The sequence below is a fragment of the Haloechinothrix alba genome (assembly GCF_900188115.1).
Taxonomy (GTDB): Bacteria; Actinomycetota; Actinomycetes; order Mycobacteriales; family Pseudonocardiaceae; genus Haloechinothrix; species Haloechinothrix alba.
Window position 1 is genome coordinate 171,373 of the sequence record NZ_FZNW01000004.1, and the last position, 16,692, is coordinate 188,064.

Annotated in this window: 12 protein-coding genes; 7 read left to right on the forward strand and 5 right to left on the reverse strand. The window is 70.2% G+C overall.

The features are described 5' to 3' along the window. The first annotated feature begins 122 nt into the window (after positions 1-122). From CHB84_RS04745 to CHB84_RS04765, 5 genes are all read left to right on the forward strand, one after another. On the forward strand, positions 123-1,313 hold the full coding sequence (locus tag CHB84_RS04745; protein ID WP_089300245.1) for an ROK family transcriptional regulator: 1,191 nt from the start codon (positions 123-125) through the stop codon (positions 1,311-1,313). Positions 1,314-1,639: 326 nt separating this feature from the next. After that, on the forward strand, positions 1,640-2,827 hold the full coding sequence (locus CHB84_RS04750) for a 5-(carboxyamino)imidazole ribonucleotide synthase (RefSeq protein WP_089300246.1): 1,188 nt from the start codon (positions 1,640-1,642) through the stop codon (positions 2,825-2,827). Positions 2,828-2,991: 164 nt separating this feature from the next. Further along, entirely contained in the window at positions 2,992-3,507 is a 516-nt protein-coding gene (gene purE / locus CHB84_RS04755) for a 5-(carboxyamino)imidazole ribonucleotide mutase (protein WP_089300247.1), read from the forward strand. Positions 3,508-3,718: 211 nt separating this feature from the next. Continuing rightward, positions 3,719-4,858 carry an acyl-CoA dehydrogenase family protein gene (locus CHB84_RS04760; RefSeq protein WP_089300337.1) on the forward strand — a complete coding sequence of 380 codons (1,140 nt, stop codon included), beginning with the start codon at positions 3,719-3,721 and terminating at the stop codon, positions 4,856-4,858. 175 nt (positions 4,859-5,033) lie between these two features. Then, positions 5,034-5,501, forward strand: a complete 468-nt coding sequence (locus tag CHB84_RS04765) for a DoxX family protein (RefSeq protein WP_089300248.1) — start codon at positions 5,034-5,036, stop codon at positions 5,499-5,501. Between the two features lie 4 nt (positions 5,502-5,505). Here CHB84_RS04765 and CHB84_RS04770 read toward each other — a convergent pair whose 3' ends face one another. The 3 genes from CHB84_RS04770 to CHB84_RS04780 form a co-directional block, all read right to left on the reverse strand. Next, a complete protein-coding gene (locus tag CHB84_RS04770) occupies positions 5,506-6,228 on the reverse strand; it encodes a TIGR03089 family protein (protein ID WP_089300249.1) in 723 nt (240 codons plus the stop codon). Positions 6,229-6,301: 73 nt separating this feature from the next. After that, positions 6,302-9,499, reverse strand: a complete 3,198-nt coding sequence (locus tag CHB84_RS04775) for a UvrD-helicase domain-containing protein (protein ID WP_089300250.1) — start codon at positions 9,497-9,499, stop codon at positions 6,302-6,304. Positions 9,500-9,577: 78 nt separating this feature from the next. Next, positions 9,578-10,792, reverse strand: coding sequence for an LCP family protein (locus tag CHB84_RS04780; RefSeq protein WP_089300251.1), 1,215 nt, complete (start codon positions 10,790-10,792; stop codon positions 9,578-9,580). A 195-nt stretch (positions 10,793-10,987) separates the two neighbouring features. Here CHB84_RS04780 and rfbB point away from each other — a divergent pair, with 195 nt between their 5' ends. Further along, positions 10,988-12,019, forward strand: a complete 1,032-nt coding sequence (gene rfbB, locus CHB84_RS04785) for a dTDP-glucose 4,6-dehydratase (protein WP_089300252.1) — start codon at positions 10,988-10,990, stop codon at positions 12,017-12,019. Then, entirely contained in the window at positions 12,016-12,939 is a 924-nt protein-coding gene (gene rfbD / locus CHB84_RS04790) for a dTDP-4-dehydrorhamnose reductase (protein WP_089300253.1), read from the forward strand. The genes rfbB and rfbD overlap by 4 nt, the downstream gene beginning before the upstream one ends. Positions 12,940-12,991: 52 nt before the next feature. Here rfbD and CHB84_RS04795 read toward each other — a convergent pair whose 3' ends face one another. Both CHB84_RS04795 and CHB84_RS04800 read right to left on the reverse strand, forming a co-directional pair. Further along, positions 12,992-14,074, reverse strand: a complete 1,083-nt coding sequence (locus CHB84_RS04795) for a glycosyltransferase family 4 protein (protein ID WP_089300254.1) — start codon at positions 14,072-14,074, stop codon at positions 12,992-12,994. Further along, complete coding sequence (locus CHB84_RS04800; RefSeq protein WP_245818559.1) at positions 14,067-16,655, reverse strand: glycosyltransferase; 2,589 nt, start codon at positions 16,653-16,655, stop codon at positions 14,067-14,069. The genes CHB84_RS04795 and CHB84_RS04800 overlap by 8 nt, the downstream gene beginning before the upstream one ends. Positions 16,656-16,692 lie beyond the last annotated feature (37 nt).

Consider the following 16,692-nt stretch of genomic DNA (forward strand, 5'->3'; position numbering starts at 1 on the left):
CGTCCGTGCTCCCCGCGTCCTGTGTGCGTCTCCCGACCGTGGAAAAACTAACAGGAAACTTTACTAAAAAAATAGAGTATGGTTGGGTCGTTAACGGATCGAGACGGAAGGGGTCGACACGGATGCCAGCCCGACCGGGCACCCCCACGCTGCTACGCGAGATCAACGACCGTACGGCGCTGGAGCTGCTGTTGAGCTCAGGTCCGCTCACTCGTGCCGAGTTGGGTGAGCGTACCGGGCTGTCCAAGGTGACCGCGTCGCAGCTGCTGGCAAGGCTCGAGTCTCGCGGGCTGGTGGAGGTCGTCGGAACCCGGCCGGGAGGCCGGGGCCCGAATGCCTCGGTGTACGGGGTGGTGCCGTCCTGTGCCTACGTCACCGGGCTGGAGATCGGCCCGGACAGCGTCACGGCGGGCATCGCCGACATCACCGGCCGCATCGTGTCCGAGCTGACCGTCGACCCGAACGGCTCGGAGGAACCGGCACGAGTGGTCCACGAGGTCGTGGACAAGGCCGCGCGCTCGGCCGATGTGCCGTTCTCCCGGATACGGGCCTTCGCCATCGGAACCCCGGGCATGGTGGACCCGCGCACCGGCGACGTGCGGTTCTCCTTCGACCTGCCGCGCTGGCACGGCGGGGTGCTCGAGTCGCTGCGGCGCGACCTGCGCAGGCCGGTGATCATCGAGAACGACGTCAACCTCGCCGCGATCGCCGAGCGCGCAGGGGGAGCGGCGGCCGAGACGAACGACTTCGCGTTGCTGTGGTTGAGCGTCGGGCTCGGGCTCGGGGTCGTCATCGACGGCGAGCTCTACCGTGGGCGCTCCGGCGCCGCCGGGGAGATCGGATGGCTGCCGGTGCCCGGTGCTCCGAAGCCCGCCACGGTGGCCACGCCACGCAGCGGCACCCTTCCCACGATCGGTGGTGCGTTCCAGACGCTCGCCGGCGGCGAGACGGTACTCGAGCTCGCAGCGGAGAGCGGGTACGTGGCGCGGACGCCTGCAGAGGCCGTCGAGATGGCCGTCACGGCCGGGGATGCGGCAGCTCCCCTGCTGGACGAGCTGGCTGGTCGCCTGGCTGTCGGAGTCGCCTCGATCTGCGTGGTGCTCGACCCGGGCCTTGTGGTGCTGGCAGGCGATGTCGGCCGGGCGGGCGGTGAGCAGTTGGCGACGCGGGTACAGCGGCACGCAGCCGCGATGTGCCCCAATCCGCCGGCGATCGCGGTCAGCCGGGTGGACGACAACCCGGTGCTGCGCGGTGCGGTGTTGGCAGCGGTGGACCGGGCGCGGGCGGACGTGTTCACTCCCGACCGGGACTGACCGGGACCGACCGGGACCGACATCGCCTGCCGCGCTGCTCGCCGCGCCGGACGTCGACGGCGCGGGGCCGCACCGGAACGTGCCGCGATCCACTCCCGGTAGCGCGTACCCGCCCGTGCCGGTACCGCTCGCCGCTACGCTACCCACGCGGGGCGGCGACCCCTGCGATACCGCTCGCGATGTCGCGCACGTCGCACCACGGGCTGTCGGGTAGGCGCGAACCCGAAGCGGGTGGATAGGGTGGTTCGCCGCCACGATGGAGGCGTGGGTGGTACCCGACCTGCGAGAAAGGCCCTCGGCGCACGGAAGAAGGAACGTTCGGTCACATGGATATGCAAACCGGTCTCCCCGTAGTCGGCATGGTCGGTGGCGGCCAGCTCGCCCGGATGACCCACCAGGCATCGATCGCGCTCGGCCAGTCGTTGAGCGTGCTCGCCGCCGGGGAACGGGAGTCGGCCGGGCTGGTGGCAGGCAAGGTCGTCGCGGGTAGTCACACCGACCTGTCCGCGCTGCGCTCGTTCGCCGGGTCCGTCGACGTGCTGACCTTCGATCACGAGCTCGTGCCCAACGAGTTCGTGCGGACGCTGTGCGAGGAGGGCGTCGTGGTGCGTCCGGGACCGGACGCGCTGCTGCATGCCCAGGACAAGCTGACGATGCGCACCAAACTCGCCGAGCTCGGATGCCCGACACCGGCGTTCGCCACGGTCACCCGGGTCGCCGATGCTGTCGAGTTCGCGGCGGCGCACGGATGGCCGGTCGTGCTCAAGGCCGTGCGTGGCGGTTACGACGGCAAGGGCGTGTGGATGCTCGCCTCCGAGGAGCAGGCGCACTCTCTGGTCACCGAGCTGCTGGAAGCCGGGATGACGCTGCTCGTCGAGCGGAAGGTCCCGATGCGCAGGGAGCTGTCCGCGCTCATCGCCCGGTCACCGTTCGGTCAGGGCGCCGCGTGGCCTGTGGTGGAGACGGTACAGCGGGACGGCATCAACACGGAGGTGCTCGCGCCGGCTCCGGGGCTGGCCGAGGACCTCGCGCACCAGGCCAAGTCGCTGGCCCTGCGCATCGCGGACGAGCTCGGGGTGGTCGGCGTGCTCGCGGTGGAGCTGTTCGAGACCGAGGACGGCGTGCTGGTCAACGAGCTGGCCATGCGGCCGCACAACTCCGGGCACTGGACGATGAACGGCGCGGTGACCTCGCAGTTCGAGCAGCACCTGCGCGCGGTGCTGGACTACCCGCTCGGCACGACCGAAGCCCTGGCGCCGGCATGTGTGATGGCGAACGTGCTCGGTGCGGCCGAGCCACCCGCGATGGGGATCGACGAGCGGTTGCACCACCTGTTCGCGCGGTTCCCGGACGTGCACGTGCACCTGTACGGCAAGCAGGAGCGGCCGGGCCGCAAGCTCGGGCACGTGAACGTGCTGGGGCGGAGCTTCGCCGAGCTGACCGAACGCGCGAGGCTGGCCGCGCACTGGCTCGCCAACGGGTACTGGCAGGACGGCTACCGGGTGCACGGCTGACACGGCTCCGGTCGCCGGCGGGCGAGCCCGGGGCCGCGTCGTGCCGGACGTGTGCGGCGGCCGCCCGCCCGCGTGCGTGGCCGCACGACTGGCCGGGCGCGCGGGGCGGCCTGACAATGATCCGACGTATGCAGAAGACAGCGTGACGGAAGGTGAGCGTGCAGATGGCGGTGGGCAGTAGTGCACCCCAGGTCGGCCTGATCATGGGTAGTGACTCGGACTGGTCGGTGCTGGAGGCGGCGGCCGACGCGCTCGGGGAGTTCGACGTGCCTTTCGAGGTAGGGGTGTACTCGGCTCACCGCACCCCGCAGCGCATGCTGGATTACGCCCGGAGCGCGGCAGGTCGTGGCCTGCGGGCGATCATCGCCGGAGCCGGAGGTGCCGCGCACCTGCCCGGCATGGTCGCCTCGGCGACGACGCTGCCCGTGATCGGCGTACCGGTGCCGTTGCGGTACCTCGATGGGCTGGACTCGTTGCTGTCGATCGTGCAGATGCCCGCAGGTGTGCCGGTCGCGACGGTCTCGGTGGGTGGCGCGCGCAATGCCGGCCTGCTTGCCGTGCGCATGCTGGCCGCGAACGACCCGGAGCTGCGTGACCGCATGGCGGGCTTCCAGGCCGATCTGGAGCGCACGGTGCTCGACAAGGACGCTGCCCTGCAGGAACGGGTGCGGCGCGAGTGAGTAGGGCTCCGGCCGGACTGTGACGAAACGCAACCCCCGCAGGTAGTGAACGAGCGATAACATACCTGGGAGGATGCGTGCGGGTCGATCCGTGAGGGATCGCGGGCCCTCGATGCCCGCGTCGGCGAGGACGAGCGGAACGGTTCACGACGGTGACGTCGGCGAGGACGAGAATGGCGATGAGGTGGCGCAGGTGAGTGACGACGTGAACGTGTACCAGCTTGCCGAGGAGCACGAGCAGCTACGGGAAGCTGTTCGGGACCTGGCCGAGAACGAGATCGCTCCGTATGCCGCCGATGTCGATGAGCAGGAACGGTACCCGACCGAGGCCCTGGAGGCGTTGACCAAGACCGGGTTCAACGCGGTGCACATCCCGGAAGCCTACGGGGGGCAGGGCGCCGACGCGGTGGCGGGCGACATCGTGGTCGAGGAGATCGCGCGGGTGTGCGCGTCCTCGTCGCTGATCCCGGCGGTGAACAAGCTGGGCACGATGAACGTGATCCTGGGGGCCTCCGAGGATCTGAAGCAGCGGGTGCTGGGTGACGTGGCATCCGGTGCGATGGCGTCGTACGCGCTGTCCGAGCGCGAGGCAGGGTCCGACCCGTCCGCGATGCGCACAAGGGCCGTGCTCGACGGCGATCACTGGGTGCTGAACGGCACGAAGTGCTGGATCACGAACGCCGGGGAGTCGACCTGGTACACGGTCATGGCCGTCAGCGATCCGCAGGCGTCGAGTCCGGTCAACGGGATCTCGGCTTTCGCGGTGCGCTACGACGACGCGGGCTTCTCGATCGGCCCCAAGGAGCGCAAGCTCGGGATCAAGGGCTCGCCGACACGGGAGATCTACTTCGAGGACTGCGCGATCCCTGCCGACCGGATCATCGGTGAGCCGGGCCACGGGTTGCGGCTGGCCTTCACGACGCTCGATCACACGCGGCACACCATCGGGGCGCAGGCACTGGGGATCGCCCAGGGCGCCCTGGACTCCGCGGTGTCCTATGTGAAGGAGCGGCAACAGTTCGGTAAGGCGATCGCCGACTTCCAGGGCGTGCAGTTCATGCTCGCCGATATGGCGATGAAGGTCGAAGCGGCCAGGCACATGGTCTACAGCGCGGCAGCCAAGGTGGAGCGTGGCGAACCCGAGGCGTCGTTCGCCTCCAGCGCGGCCAAGACGTTCGCCTCGGACACGGCCATGGAGGTCACTGTGGACACGGTCCAGCTGTTCGGCGGGGCGGGCTACACGCGGGACTTCCCCGCAGAGCGGATGATGCGTGACGCCAAGATCACCCAGATCTACGAGGGAACCAACCAGATCCAGCGCATGGTGATGGCCAAGCAGCTGCTCAAGTAGGCGTCGCAGGGTCCTGCGTCCGCGCATCCGCGCACTCTTGCGGTGGGGTGACGTCCCGCTGGAACTGTGGAACACTTTCGGCGGACAGAGCACGATGGTGGACCACACCGCCCTGATGCGGTGCGGTACGGTGCGTGCATCTTCGTCCACGCCAATCCTGTGAAGGAGGCGCACGATGTACGGACGCATCCAGGATCTCGCTGCGCTGATCGGCCGAGTGGGGATCGCTGTCGTGTTCCTCGCCTACGGCATCGACAAGTGGGAAGCCGGTGTCAGCGCCACCGCCGAGATGATGGAAGGTAGCGGCGTCCCCCTGCCGACCGCTGCCGCCGTGTTCGTGATGATCGTCGAAGTCGTCGGTTCGATCGCGTTCATCATCGGCCTGTTCCTGCCGCTGGTGGGGATCGGCTATGCGGTGATCGGGCTCGGCGCCATCTACTACGTACAGCTCGACGCGGGCCTGGTGGACGGCTACGCGCTCGAGCTGGTGCTGGCACTCGCGGCGGTGGCCATCGGGTTCAACGGTGGCAGGTTCTCCATCGATCACCTGGTGTTCGGGCGTATCCGTGCGAACCGCAAGGCGCGCAAGCAGGCAGGCGCACACGCCGCGGCCACGAGCGAGACGGAGTCGGCGCCGGAGTGACGTCTCAGCCGGGTGCCGGGATGTCGACCGTGACGTGTTCGGTCTTCCGGCGCCCGGCCACCGTATCGGCGGTGCCACCGGTGATCTGCACCAGCGACGCGCCCGCGGCGAGGGGTGCCAGTACGGCGCTGAGCACACCGTCCGGAAGCGACCAGTCGCGTGTGGATAACACGCGGTCCCCCTTGCCGATTCCGTAGGAGGCGGCGAGCTCGCCGGCGCGAGCGAGAACCTGCCCGGTCGTCATCGACTGCAGGGCCGGCGAGTCCTCACTTACGGGGATCACCGGTGTGTAGTCGTCCCCGGCGAGCTTGGCCTCGGTCAGGTAGTCGAACCCGCCCGGCGCGGGCGGTTCGGCCAGGCCCATGCCCATCGGGTCGAGGCCGACTACGGCCGTGGCCTCGGCAGCCGCCACGTCGTCCGCGCCGCGTGGTTCGGCGAAGGCCACGCGCGCGCCCCGCGGGTCATCGACCACATGACCGCCGCACCACCACGCGCCGAGGAGGACGCCTGCGGTCTGCCAGTGCGCGGGCAACCGCACGCACACCGGGTCGCCCGGTTCGATGTCGAACTCCTCGGTCAACCAGTTGGCGGTCTTGGCCGCCCAGTTCGCCACCGTGGCCACGGACAGCTCGATCCTGCTGCCCAGGTCCTCGTCGTAGTGCGTGACCAGGGGGCGGGCCGCCGAGGACGACAGCAGCGGGGACAGAACGCGCTCGGTGATGCTCACGCCCGCATTGTGTCAGGCGCCGTGCCGCCGGGCGGTCCCGCGTCCGCGGTCACATCGGGGCACGTCGGGGGTACTACAGCAGCCGGAGCTGCGTCTCGCGTCGCTTCCTGCGCGGCACAGGGTCGCCGATCCGCTCGCTGGTGTTCGCGTCGAGTCCGGCGAGAAACGGTGACCTCTCGCCGTTGCCCGCGGCGTGGCTGAGGTAGAGGTGCCGCTGTGCCCGGGTCATGCCGACGAACAGCAGGCGCCGCTCCTCGCGCCTGGACTCCTCGTCGTCGCCGTCACCCGGCCAGCGCAGGGGCAGCAGGCCGTCCGCGCAGCCGACGACGAACACGGCGGGAAACTCCAACCCCTTGGCGGCGTGCAGGGTCAGCAACGAGATCCGGTCGGCGCGCGGGTCCCAGGTGTCCACCTCGACCCCGAGGGACAGCTCGGTGAACAGCTGCTCCGGATCACCGTCACACCGGTCGGCGAGCGGTAGCAGCAGGTCGACGGCGGTGTGCAGCTCGGCCGTCGTAGCCTGGTCGGCCCCGGGCAGCCTGTCGACCGCGGCCCGTGCCGCGCGCCGCAGACGGTCGGCGAGGCCGCTCCCGCCATCGCGCGGGTCGCCGCAGGCTGGTACGTACCGGAGCTCGGCGAGCAGCTCCGCCACACCGGGACGGTCGGCGAGCCGGTCGTGCGAGCGTTTCTGGAACGGCAAGCCAGCGCGCGTCAGCGCCTCTGCGATCGCGGCCGCCTGCCGGTCGGTGCGGTAGAGGACGGCGAAGTCCGACAGACCGAGTGCCTGGTCGCCCTCGTCGGCGACGTGCCCGCTGTCCCGGGAATGGAACGACGTACCGCCGAGCAGCCGCTCGATGCCGCCTGCCACGAACGCCGCTTCGTCCGCGGGGTCGGCGGCCTGGTGCAGGCCGATGCGCGCGTCGTCGCGGCTGTGTGCCGCGCGCAACGCCCGGTCCGGCACCAGGCTGTCCGGCGCGATGACCTGCTGCGCACCGTCGAGGATGGCGGTGCTCGATCGGTAGTTGCGTGTCAGGTGCACGGTCCGCGCTCCGGGGAAGTCCCTCTGGAAGCGCAGGAAGAAACCGACATCGGCACCACGGAACCGGTAGATGGACTGGTCGGGGTCACCGATCGCGGTGAGGTTGCCCGCGGGCTCGCCGGAGGGCTCCGCCGCGAGCTGCCACAGCAGCCGGTACTGCTGGCCGTCCACGTCCTGGTACTCGTCGACCGAGATCCAGCGGTACCGGTCCCGGTAGAGCCGGGCAAGCTGCTGGTCGGACTCCAGCAGTGTGACCGGCAGCTCGATCAGCTCGTCGAAGTCGACCAGGTCCCGCTCGCGCAGCTTCGCGCGGTAGCGCTGCGCACCGTCCGGCAGCGGCCGCTGCGGATCGCCGCCCGCGCGGCGCGTACGGGACAGCTGCTTCAGCAGGTCGCGTCCCCGCCTGTCATCGCCGCCGACCTCGGTCGCCACGGCGAGCTGCGTCGCGTGGTCGGCGATGCCGAACCGGGCGCCGAGCCCCACACGTGCGTGTTGCTCGCGCAGGATACGCGCGCCGAGAGAGTGGAACGTATCCACCGTCACCTCGCCCGTGTGCCGGGGCGCGAGCCCGAGCAGCCGCTGGGTCATCTCCGTAGCGGCACGGCGGGTGAAGGTCACGGCAAGGCAGTCACCCGGCGGCACGCCGCACTCGGTGACCAGGTGTGCGATGCGGTGCGTCACGGTGCGCGTCTTACCGGTGCCCGGCCCGGCCACGATCAGCAGAGGCGCGTCGAGGATCCCGGCGGCCGCGCGCTGCTCGGGGTCGAGCCCGTCCAGCACCGAGCCCGTCGAGGACGGCTCGCTCGGCCGTGGTGCCGTCACCCGCTGCGCACGCGGCTCCGGAGCGGCCGTCGACGGCCGCTCCGGCTGACCGGTCCCGTCCTGCCCGGTGAGCACCCCGGTGGTCGGCTCTGCAGCGTGCGTCCCGCCCGCGCCGGGAACGTCCTCGAACAACGCCTGCGCCGTCGCGGCGGCCCGACTGCGCACCTCACCCGGTTCGAAGACGGTGATGGTGCCGTACTCACCGTCGTAACCGGGTTGCCTGTGCACCTCGCCGCGCCGGAGCCTGGCGACGGCCTCGGCAAGCAGCTCCGAGCGTGACTCCAGGTCGCCGACGGGAACGTCCTGCAGGATCGCCAGCTCCGGTCCGAACGCGGCGGTCAACCTGTCGACCTCGGTGAGTACCTTCTTGCTCTTGGGGCCCGTGCCGACGATCTCGCTGAGCACCTCGGGCAGTGGCACGAGGCAGCGAAAGCCCGCGGCGCCGTCCGGCCGGTACCCCTCGGCCCGGTCGGCGAGCTCCGTGACGCGGTTGAGTACCCCGACGGTCAGCGCCTTCCCGCACTCCGGGCAGCAGCCGCCGTGCTCACGGGTTCGCTCCGGCGTCATACGCACGCCGCACTTGCGGTGGCCGTCGACGTGGTACTTGCCTTCCTCGGGGAAGAACTCGATCGTGCCCGCGAGGCCGTCTCCGGTGTCGAGCGCCCTGCGCACGGCGAAGTAGTCCAGCTCGGTGTCGAACACCGTGGCCTCGCGGCCGAGCATCGGAGGCGAGTGCGCGTCCGAGTTGCTCACCAGCCGGTAGCGATCGAGCCCGGAGATCCGCCAGTTCATCTCCGGGTCGCTGGACAGCCCGGTCTCCAACGCGCCGATGTGCGGGGCGAGATCGGCATAGCAGTCCTCCACGGCGTTGAAGCCGGACTTCGATCCCAGCACGGAGAACCACGGCGTCCAGATGTGTGCGGGCACCACGTAGGCACCGTCGCCGGACTCCAGGGTGATCTCGAGCAGGTCCCGGGAGTCCAGACCGAGAATGGGCCTGCCGTCCGAACCGAGGTTGCCGATCTTGCCGAGCCGCCGGTTGAACTCGGCGGCCGCGTCGAAGTCGGGTACGTAGACGAGGTGATGGATCTTGCGCGTGAGCCCGTCACGCTTGTAGATCGTGGCGATCTCGACGGAGAGCATGAACCGCACGTCGTGCGCGCCGACGGCGGGCGGCAGGGTCCGGGTGATCTCCCGGTCGCGGTCCGGGCGTAGCCGGAACAACCCGGGCTCGGCCGGTTCGAGACTCTCGGCGAGGTGCTCGAACCACGCCGGGTGGGTGAAGTCGCCCGTCCCGACAAGGGTGATGCCCTTACGCCTTGCCCACCAGCTCAGGTGGTCGAGGTCGCAGTCCTTGCTGCACGCTCGCGAGTACTTGGAGTGGATGTGCAGATCGGCATGGAAACGCACCCGGGTGATCCTGCCATACGCCGGTCGGCGCGCGGTGGCTGCTGGTGCCACCGCGGCAGGCGCGGGTGTGAGGGGCAGTCAGTCGACGCAGGCGACCCCGTCCGCGCTGATCGGTTCGTCGCCCGGTTCGCTCGACGGCGCGGGTGCGGCTGAGCCGCCGCCGCGCGGTTCGGCTCCGCCGTCGCCCGCCTCGCGTCCCGGGTCGGACCCGGACCTCGCGGCAGCGAGCTCGGCGACGAAGCTGCGTACCTCCTCGACGTCCACCTCGACGATGCTCTCCCCATCGGGTCCGCTGGCGGCGATGTCCAGCACGGGTACGGTCACGAAGTCGACCCGCCCGGAGGCGAACGCGCGCAGCTGTTCGGCGAACTCGAGGAGGTCGAGGTCGGGATCGAGCACGACCGAGCGGCGCGCGGCTTCGGCGAGCTCGTCGAGCCTGTCCCGGTTCGTCAACGTCCCGGTCGAGAACGCTTCGTCGAGCGCGGAGGCGAGGAAGGCCTGCTGACGGGCGATGCGATCGAGGTCGCCGCGCGGGAGGTTCTTCCGTTGCCGGACGAAGGACAGCGCGTCGCCGCCCTCGACGACCTGGCGTCCCGCAGCGAAGTCGGCGGCTGCGTCGGGGTCGCTCGTGGCGCTGTTCAGGCACACCTCGACACCCCCCAACGCTTCGGTGAGCAGGTAGAACCCGAGCATGCTCACCTCGACGTAGTGGTCGATCCGCACCTCGGTGAGATCCTCGACCGCCTGGACGAGCGACCTGCGGCCCGCCTGGTCCGACTCCTGCTCGAGCTCGGCGCCGTCGGAGACGCCGTCGGCGCGCAGGACCTCCTTCTCGGCCTGCTTCGCCTCATCGAAGACTGAGTTGATCTTGCCCTTGTCCCCGGCGGGAGTGTCGACCCAGCTGTCCCGCGGGATCGATACGGCGTGTGCCTCGCCGCCGTCCTCCGGTAGCCGGAGGATGATCAGGGTGTCCGTCTTCACCCCGTCCTTGTGCTCGGTGCCCAACTCGCGCAACATGTCCGCGGACAGGGGGTTGCCCTGCATGTCGGTGCGAGCGTCCGTGCCGACGATCAGGACGTCGACCATGTCCTCCTCGTCCGGAGCGTCATGGTGCTCGCCTGTGCGGGGTTCGAGAGCGTCGGCCTTGCCGATGCCGCCGAGCAGCCGGTCGTAGGTGACGTGGGCATAGCCGGTGCCGACCAGGGCGACGATCGCCAGCAGGGCGACGGCCACCCGGCCGGTGGTGAGGACGATCTGACCGCTCGAGCGCTGTCGTGTACGGGATCGCGTCATGGTTTACCCGAAGCCGCCCCTCCGCACGCTCGCATGCCACGCCAGGCGGCTCCAGGCTACGTCATGGCCACACGACTTGCGCAATCGTGGCTGTCACGGAGACGCATGATCCCTAGACTCCGTTGCGACACGGCTCGTCACTTCGCAGGGCGGCGAGCACCGGGCAGATGGGGACGGACAGAAGGTAGGTACGAGATGCGGGTACTGGTCACGGGTGGAGCGGGGTTCATCGGGTCGCACTACGTGCGGCAAGCGCTTGCCGGCGACTACGACTCGCTCGCCGACGCGGAGATCGTGGTGCTCGACAACCTGACCTACGCGGGTAACGAGGCCAACCTCGCCACGGTGGCCGGGCACGAGCGACTGACCTTCGTGCACGGCGATATCCGCGACGCCGAGCTCGTCCAGCGCTGTATGCGGGACGTCGACCTGGTCGTGCATTTCGCGGCCGAGTCGCATGTCGACAGGTCCATCGCGGGTGCGAGCGAGTTCGTCAGTACCAACGTGCTCGGCACCCAGGTCCTGCTGCACGCCGCGGCGGACGCGGAGGTCGGCAAGTTCGTGCACGTGTCCACGGACGAGGTGTACGGCACGATCGAACAAGGCGCCTGGCCGGAGACGCACCCGCTGCAACCCAACTCGCCCTACGCCGCGTCGAAGGCCTCCGCGGACCTGATGGCGCGCGCGTTCCACCGCACGCACGGCGTGCCGGTGTGCATCACCCGGTGTTCGAACAACTACGGTCCGTACCAGTATCCGGAGAAGGTCATCCCGCTGTTCGTCACCAACCTTCTCGACGGTGAGCATGTCCCGCTGTACGGTGACGGCCTCAACGTGCGTGACTGGCTGCATGTCGGTGACCATTGCCGGGGCATTCAACTGGTCGCCGACGCCGGGGTGCCCGGCGAGATATACAACATTGGCGGAGGAACCGAGTTGACGAACAAGGAGCTCACCGCACAGCTGCTGGAGGCGGTCGGAGCCGGGTGGGACATGGTCACGCCCGTCCCGGACCGCCTGGGCCACGACCGGAGGTACTCGGTGGACACCAGCAAGATCCGCGCCGAGCTCGGTTACCGGCCGACCGTGCCGTTCTCCAGCGGGCTCGTCGACACGGTCCGGTGGTATGCGCGGAACCGGCACTGGTGGGAACCGCTCAAGAGACGTGCGTTCGTGCCCGCGGCGGCGATGCGCGGGCCCGGTGATGCGGGTAGTGGTACCGGATGACGCGGCTGGCGATCCTGGTACCCGGCGGCAGCGGGCAACTCGGTCGCGACCTCGCCGCGCTGGCGCGCTCCTCCAACGCGGTCCACGTCGACGTGACGGCGCCGTCCTCGGCCGAGCTCGACGTCACGCAGGCCGGTGCGGTCGTCGACGCGGTGCGCGCCCTCTCCTCGAGGGCGGTCGCGGACGACCTGCGGCCCGTCGTCATCAACGCTGCAGGCTACACAGCCGTGGACGACGCCGAGAGCGATGAGCAGCGTGCCTTCGCCGTCAACGCGGACGGTCCACGGATCCTCGCAGCGGCCTGCGCATCGCAGAACGTGCCGCTGGTGCACACCTCGACGGACTACGTTTTCTCCGGTGACGCCGAGCAGCCGTACGAGGCGGACGACGCGCTCGGCCCCCTCAACGCCTACGGGCGGACCAAGGCGGCCGGCGAGAGCGCGGTACTCGGTTCGGGCGCCGCCGCGTGGGTGGTGCGGACGTCCTGGCTGTACGGGGCGACCGGGCGCAACTTCGTGCGGACCATGATCGAGCTCGAGCGGGAACGCGACACGGTCACCGTGGTCGAGGACCAGTTCGGATCCCCGACCTGGAGCGCGGACCTCGCTTCCGGCCTGCTCGAGCTCGTCGCCATGATCACCAACGGCCGTGGCCCCGCACGGCACACCCTGCACTGCACAGGCGGGGGGCAGGCATCCTGGTACGAGCTCGCCAGGGCGGTCTTCGCCGAGCTCGGCGCGGACGAGGATCGGGTGCGCCCCTGTGGCACGGCCGAGTACCCGCGGACGGCCGCCCGGCCTGCACGCGCCGTCCTGTCCGGCGAGTCGTGGCGCGGTGCGGGCCTGACGCCGCTGCGCGACTGGCGGGAAGCTCTCGCGGCGTTCGTCGCCAGGCACCGCGCCGAGCTGGCGGGCCACTAGCGCGCGTCCGGTGAACCCGCGTGATGTGTGTCGGTTCCCTCCGGCCAGCCGCCTAACCCACGGCGAACTGGTAGGCGTCGACGGTGGCCTCGGCGCACCGGTGCCAGGTGAAGCTCGCGGCGTGGGCGCGCCGCGCTATCGAGTTCGACGGCGCGTTCCGCTCCTCGACGGCGGCACCGAGGGACTGCGCGAGGGCGTCGGTGTCGCCGTACGGGACCAGGTGTGCGAACGAGCCTGCGACCTCACGTAGCGAGGGCACATCGCTGCACACCACGGGCACATCGCAGGCCATGGCTTCCAGTACAGGCAGCCCGAACCCCTCGTCGCGGGACGGCAGGACCAGCGCGGACGCACCGGCGACCACGCTGCGCAGGTCGACATCGGAGACGTACCCGGCGTCCTGTGACCTGTCGTTGACCATGAACGGGCCGGGACCGATGTAGACGAGGGGTGGCAGTTCCGGGGCGGTCTTGTGCGCCTCGTTGAGCCAGTCGAGGCCCTTGCGTGGCCCGGAGGTACCGACGAACAGCAGGTACTCCGACGGCAGGCCGAACCGGGAACGCAGGTCGTTGTTCGGCGGCATGGCCGTGAACCACGCCGGGTCCACACCGAGGGGCGTCACGATGATCTTCTCGCGGTCCACGTCCAGGCGCTCGGCGACTGCGTCACCGACGGCGGCTGTCGGCGTGCAGATGGCATCCGCCCTGCGCGCCCCGCTACGGATCAGCTCGGGAAGCAGTGCGTCGCTCGGGGACAGCTCCTCGGGGGCGTCCAGGAACGACAGGTCGTGAATGGTCAGCACCCCCGCCGCGCGCGCGGTGCCCGGCAGCACGAAGTTCGTGCCGTGCACCACGTCCGTCGGTCCCGCGAACAGCTCTACCTGGGGGAACGAGCCACGGAGCCAGAACTGGCGTACCGCACGGGCCGAGACCGGCATCCCGCGGGCGCGAACGCCGTGCGGCAGTACCGTGCGAAGCCTGCGCCAGCCGCGTAGCGTGAACGCCACCGCGCGCGTGTCCACCTTGGGCATCGAGGCCAGTTCCTCGGACAGCGAGGCCGTGTACCTGCCGATGCCCGTGCGTTCGCCGAGTAGCGGAGTCCCGTCCAGCAGTATCCTGAGCGCGCGATTAGCCATCGCCCTGTCCTCCGGAACGCGACGTGCGAGTCATTCGCTCACCAATCATCCTGCGCAACCTCCCGGTAGCTCGTCGAGCGAGCTCTCCGGGACCACCATCCGCGAGGTACGAGCGTACGAGTGCCAGATCGCGGCGCAGCAGCGCGGTCCCGCGGGGCCGTGTGGCGTGTGTCAGACCGCCCGCCCCTGCGAGGCGGTCCGCGGCAGGCCGCGGGTCGCGGCAGAAGTGCACGAGGGGTTCGAGCACCCGCGGCCAGGTGTAGCGGCGGGCGACGTCGGCGATCCGCGCGGAGCACCTCGCGGCGAACTCCTCGTCGTACAGCACCTTCTCCAGCGCGTCCGCGAGGGCATGCTGGTCGGCCGCCGGGACGGTGCGGCCGAGCCCCTCGGCGCGTACCAGGTCGGCGAACGCGTCACCGTCGGTGGTCACGATAGGCAGGCCTGCCCACAGGTAGTCGAGTACGCGGGTGCGGAACGCGAACGTGGTCTCGACATGCTCGAAATGCGTGGTCACGCCGCAGTCGGCATCGAGTAACCAGTTCTGGCGTTGCTCGTAGGGCACCCAGTGCTCGTTGAAGAACACGTGCTTGTCCGTGATGCCGAGCGAGTCGGCCAGCCGCATCGCCTCCGCACCGATGTCGGTGTCGGTGACCTCGGGGTTGGGGTGTCGCATGCCGAGGAAGACCAGCCGGACCTCCGGCCTGCTGTGCCGGAGCTCGTCGACGGCCCGGATCAGGGTGAGCGGGTCGAACCAACTGTACACACCTCCTGCCCAGAGGATGACCCGGTCGGTGCCGTCGATGCCGTCGATCACCGAGCGCGGCCCGGGACCCGTGCGCTCGGGCGGCTCGGCGGGCAGCCCGAACGGCACGACCGACAGCAGTGACCGGGTCGTGGGGTCGGCGTCGTAGAGCTGGGGTGACAACCTGCCGAGGGCGGCGAGGTGGCCGAGCCAGAGGTGCCGTTGCCGCTCGGAGGCGCAGAGGAAGAAGTCGCCCCGCTCCAGCTGCGTGTTCAGCACCCTGGTGACGCCGGCGAGGTCGGCTGCCCTCGCGTCGTCTGTCGCGCTCCTGGACTGCTCGAGGACCTCGAGGTGCATCGGGTCGTACAGGTCGCAGATCACGATCTTGTGGGCGTACTCGGTGCGCAGTGCGGGCGCCATCTCGAGCACGTGACCCTGCAGGATGACGATGTCGGCCCATCCGACCGGCTCGGCGAGGTCGCGACGCCGCGCCGAGCCGACCCGGAACGGCGCGGCAGGGGGATCGCAGCGGCTGTTGACCGTGACAAGGCGGACCTCGTGCTCGGCGGCAAGCGTGGCCGAGATGTTCCAGGCCCGGATCGCGGGCCCGGCCATTCGAGCGGTCAGCGCGTCGCCGGTGAGGACGAGGACCTTGCGGGGCCTGCTGAAGGTGTCGCCGACCGGGAAGGCGCGGGTGAGGATCTCGTGAGCGGTGAGGTAGCGGGGCAGCGGGAACGCCGGTTCCAGCGCGTTGCGGACCAGCGGGGCCAGGTCGGTGTCGGAACGTACCCGCTGGGCCTGTACCTCCTCGCGCGCCGGTACCAGCTCCGGCAGCTGCTCGACGAACTGGTCGATCGCCAGTACTCCGGCGAGTGCCTGGCGCGATACCGGTACGGGCGCGGAGTCCGGCCGTGCCGTGCCGTGCCGTAGGTCGAGTTGCGTGGGGTCGATCTCGCCGCGCGCTGTGGACCGGCGTACCGCGAGGCCGAGCGCGGCAGGCAGCGCCGATGCCAGCGAGGAGTCGGCGAGGTTCTTGTACAGCGCGGCGAGCGCGTTGCGTTCCAGCAGGAACGTCTCGCGGCCCGATTCGGCGGTGTCGATCGCGTCCATCGTTCCGTGATGCCGGTGATAGGCGAGCGAACCGGGCACGTAGCGTACGCGCCAGCCGTACAGGTTCAACCGCCAGCCGAGGTCGACGTCCTCGTAGAACATGAAGAAGCGCTCGTCGAACCCACCGAGCTCGGCGTAGACAGCCGCGCGGACGAACATCGCCGCTCCGGTCGCGAACAGCACGTCCTTGGCACGCTCGTGCTCGGCGGGGTCCAGTTCGGCGAGGGGGGCGTCGGCGTGGCGCTTGTAGCCCATGCCGAACCACGTGAGACCGGCGTCGACGAAGTCGGCGGTCGCACCGTCCCAGCCGACGACCTTGCTGGCCACCGCCGCCACCGTGGGGTCGGCGGTCAGCACGGCCACGGCGGCGCTCACCCACGCGGGGTCGGGCCGCGCGTCGTTGTTGAGGAACGCGAGAACGGAGCCGCGAGCGTACTCGGCACCAAGGTTGCAGCCACCCGCGAAACCGAGGTTGCGCTCGGCGACGACCAGCTCGACAGCGCAGCCGGTCAGCTCGTCCGCGGCGGAGCGAATGGTCCCGGCGTCCGGGCCTTCAGAGGCGTTGTCCACGCAGATGACCTCGACGTGCGGGTAGTCCAGAACCTCGGCGAGGGAGCGCAGGCAGCGCACGGTCTCGTGGGCGCAGCGGTAGTTGACCACGATCACCGACACCAGCGGTAGCTCCCGCCGCCGCGCGCGCGTGCCGGCAGCGATGTCCCCCGCGACCACGGCCCCTCCTTCAGCCCTCGAGTCACCGATCCTTGCG

Bases quoted from the DNA above. Each gene is read 5' to 3' on its own strand.
- CHB84_RS04745 (WP_089300245.1), top strand. From the start codon at position 123: ATGCCAGCCCGACCGGGCACCCCCACGCTGCTACGCGAGATCAACGAC.
- CHB84_RS04750 (WP_089300246.1), top strand. From the start codon at position 1,640: ATGGATATGCAAACCGGTCTCCCCGTAGTCGGCATGGTCGGTGGCGGC.
- purE (WP_089300247.1), top strand. From the start codon at position 2,992: ATGGCGGTGGGCAGTAGTGCACCCCAGGTCGGCCTGATCATGGGTAGT.
- CHB84_RS04765 (WP_089300248.1), top strand. From the start codon at position 5,034: ATGTACGGACGCATCCAGGATCTCGCTGCGCTGATCGGCCGAGTGGGG.
- CHB84_RS04780 (WP_089300251.1), bottom strand. From the start codon at position 10,792: ATGACGCGATCCCGTACACGACAGCGCTCGAGCGGTCAGATCGTCCTC.
- rfbB (WP_089300252.1), top strand. From the start codon at position 10,988: ATGCGGGTACTGGTCACGGGTGGAGCGGGGTTCATCGGGTCGCACTAC.
- rfbD (WP_089300253.1), top strand. From the start codon at position 12,016: ATGACGCGGCTGGCGATCCTGGTACCCGGCGGCAGCGGGCAACTCGGT.
- CHB84_RS04795 (WP_089300254.1), bottom strand. From the start codon at position 14,074: ATGGCTAATCGCGCGCTCAGGATACTGCTGGACGGGACTCCGCTACTC.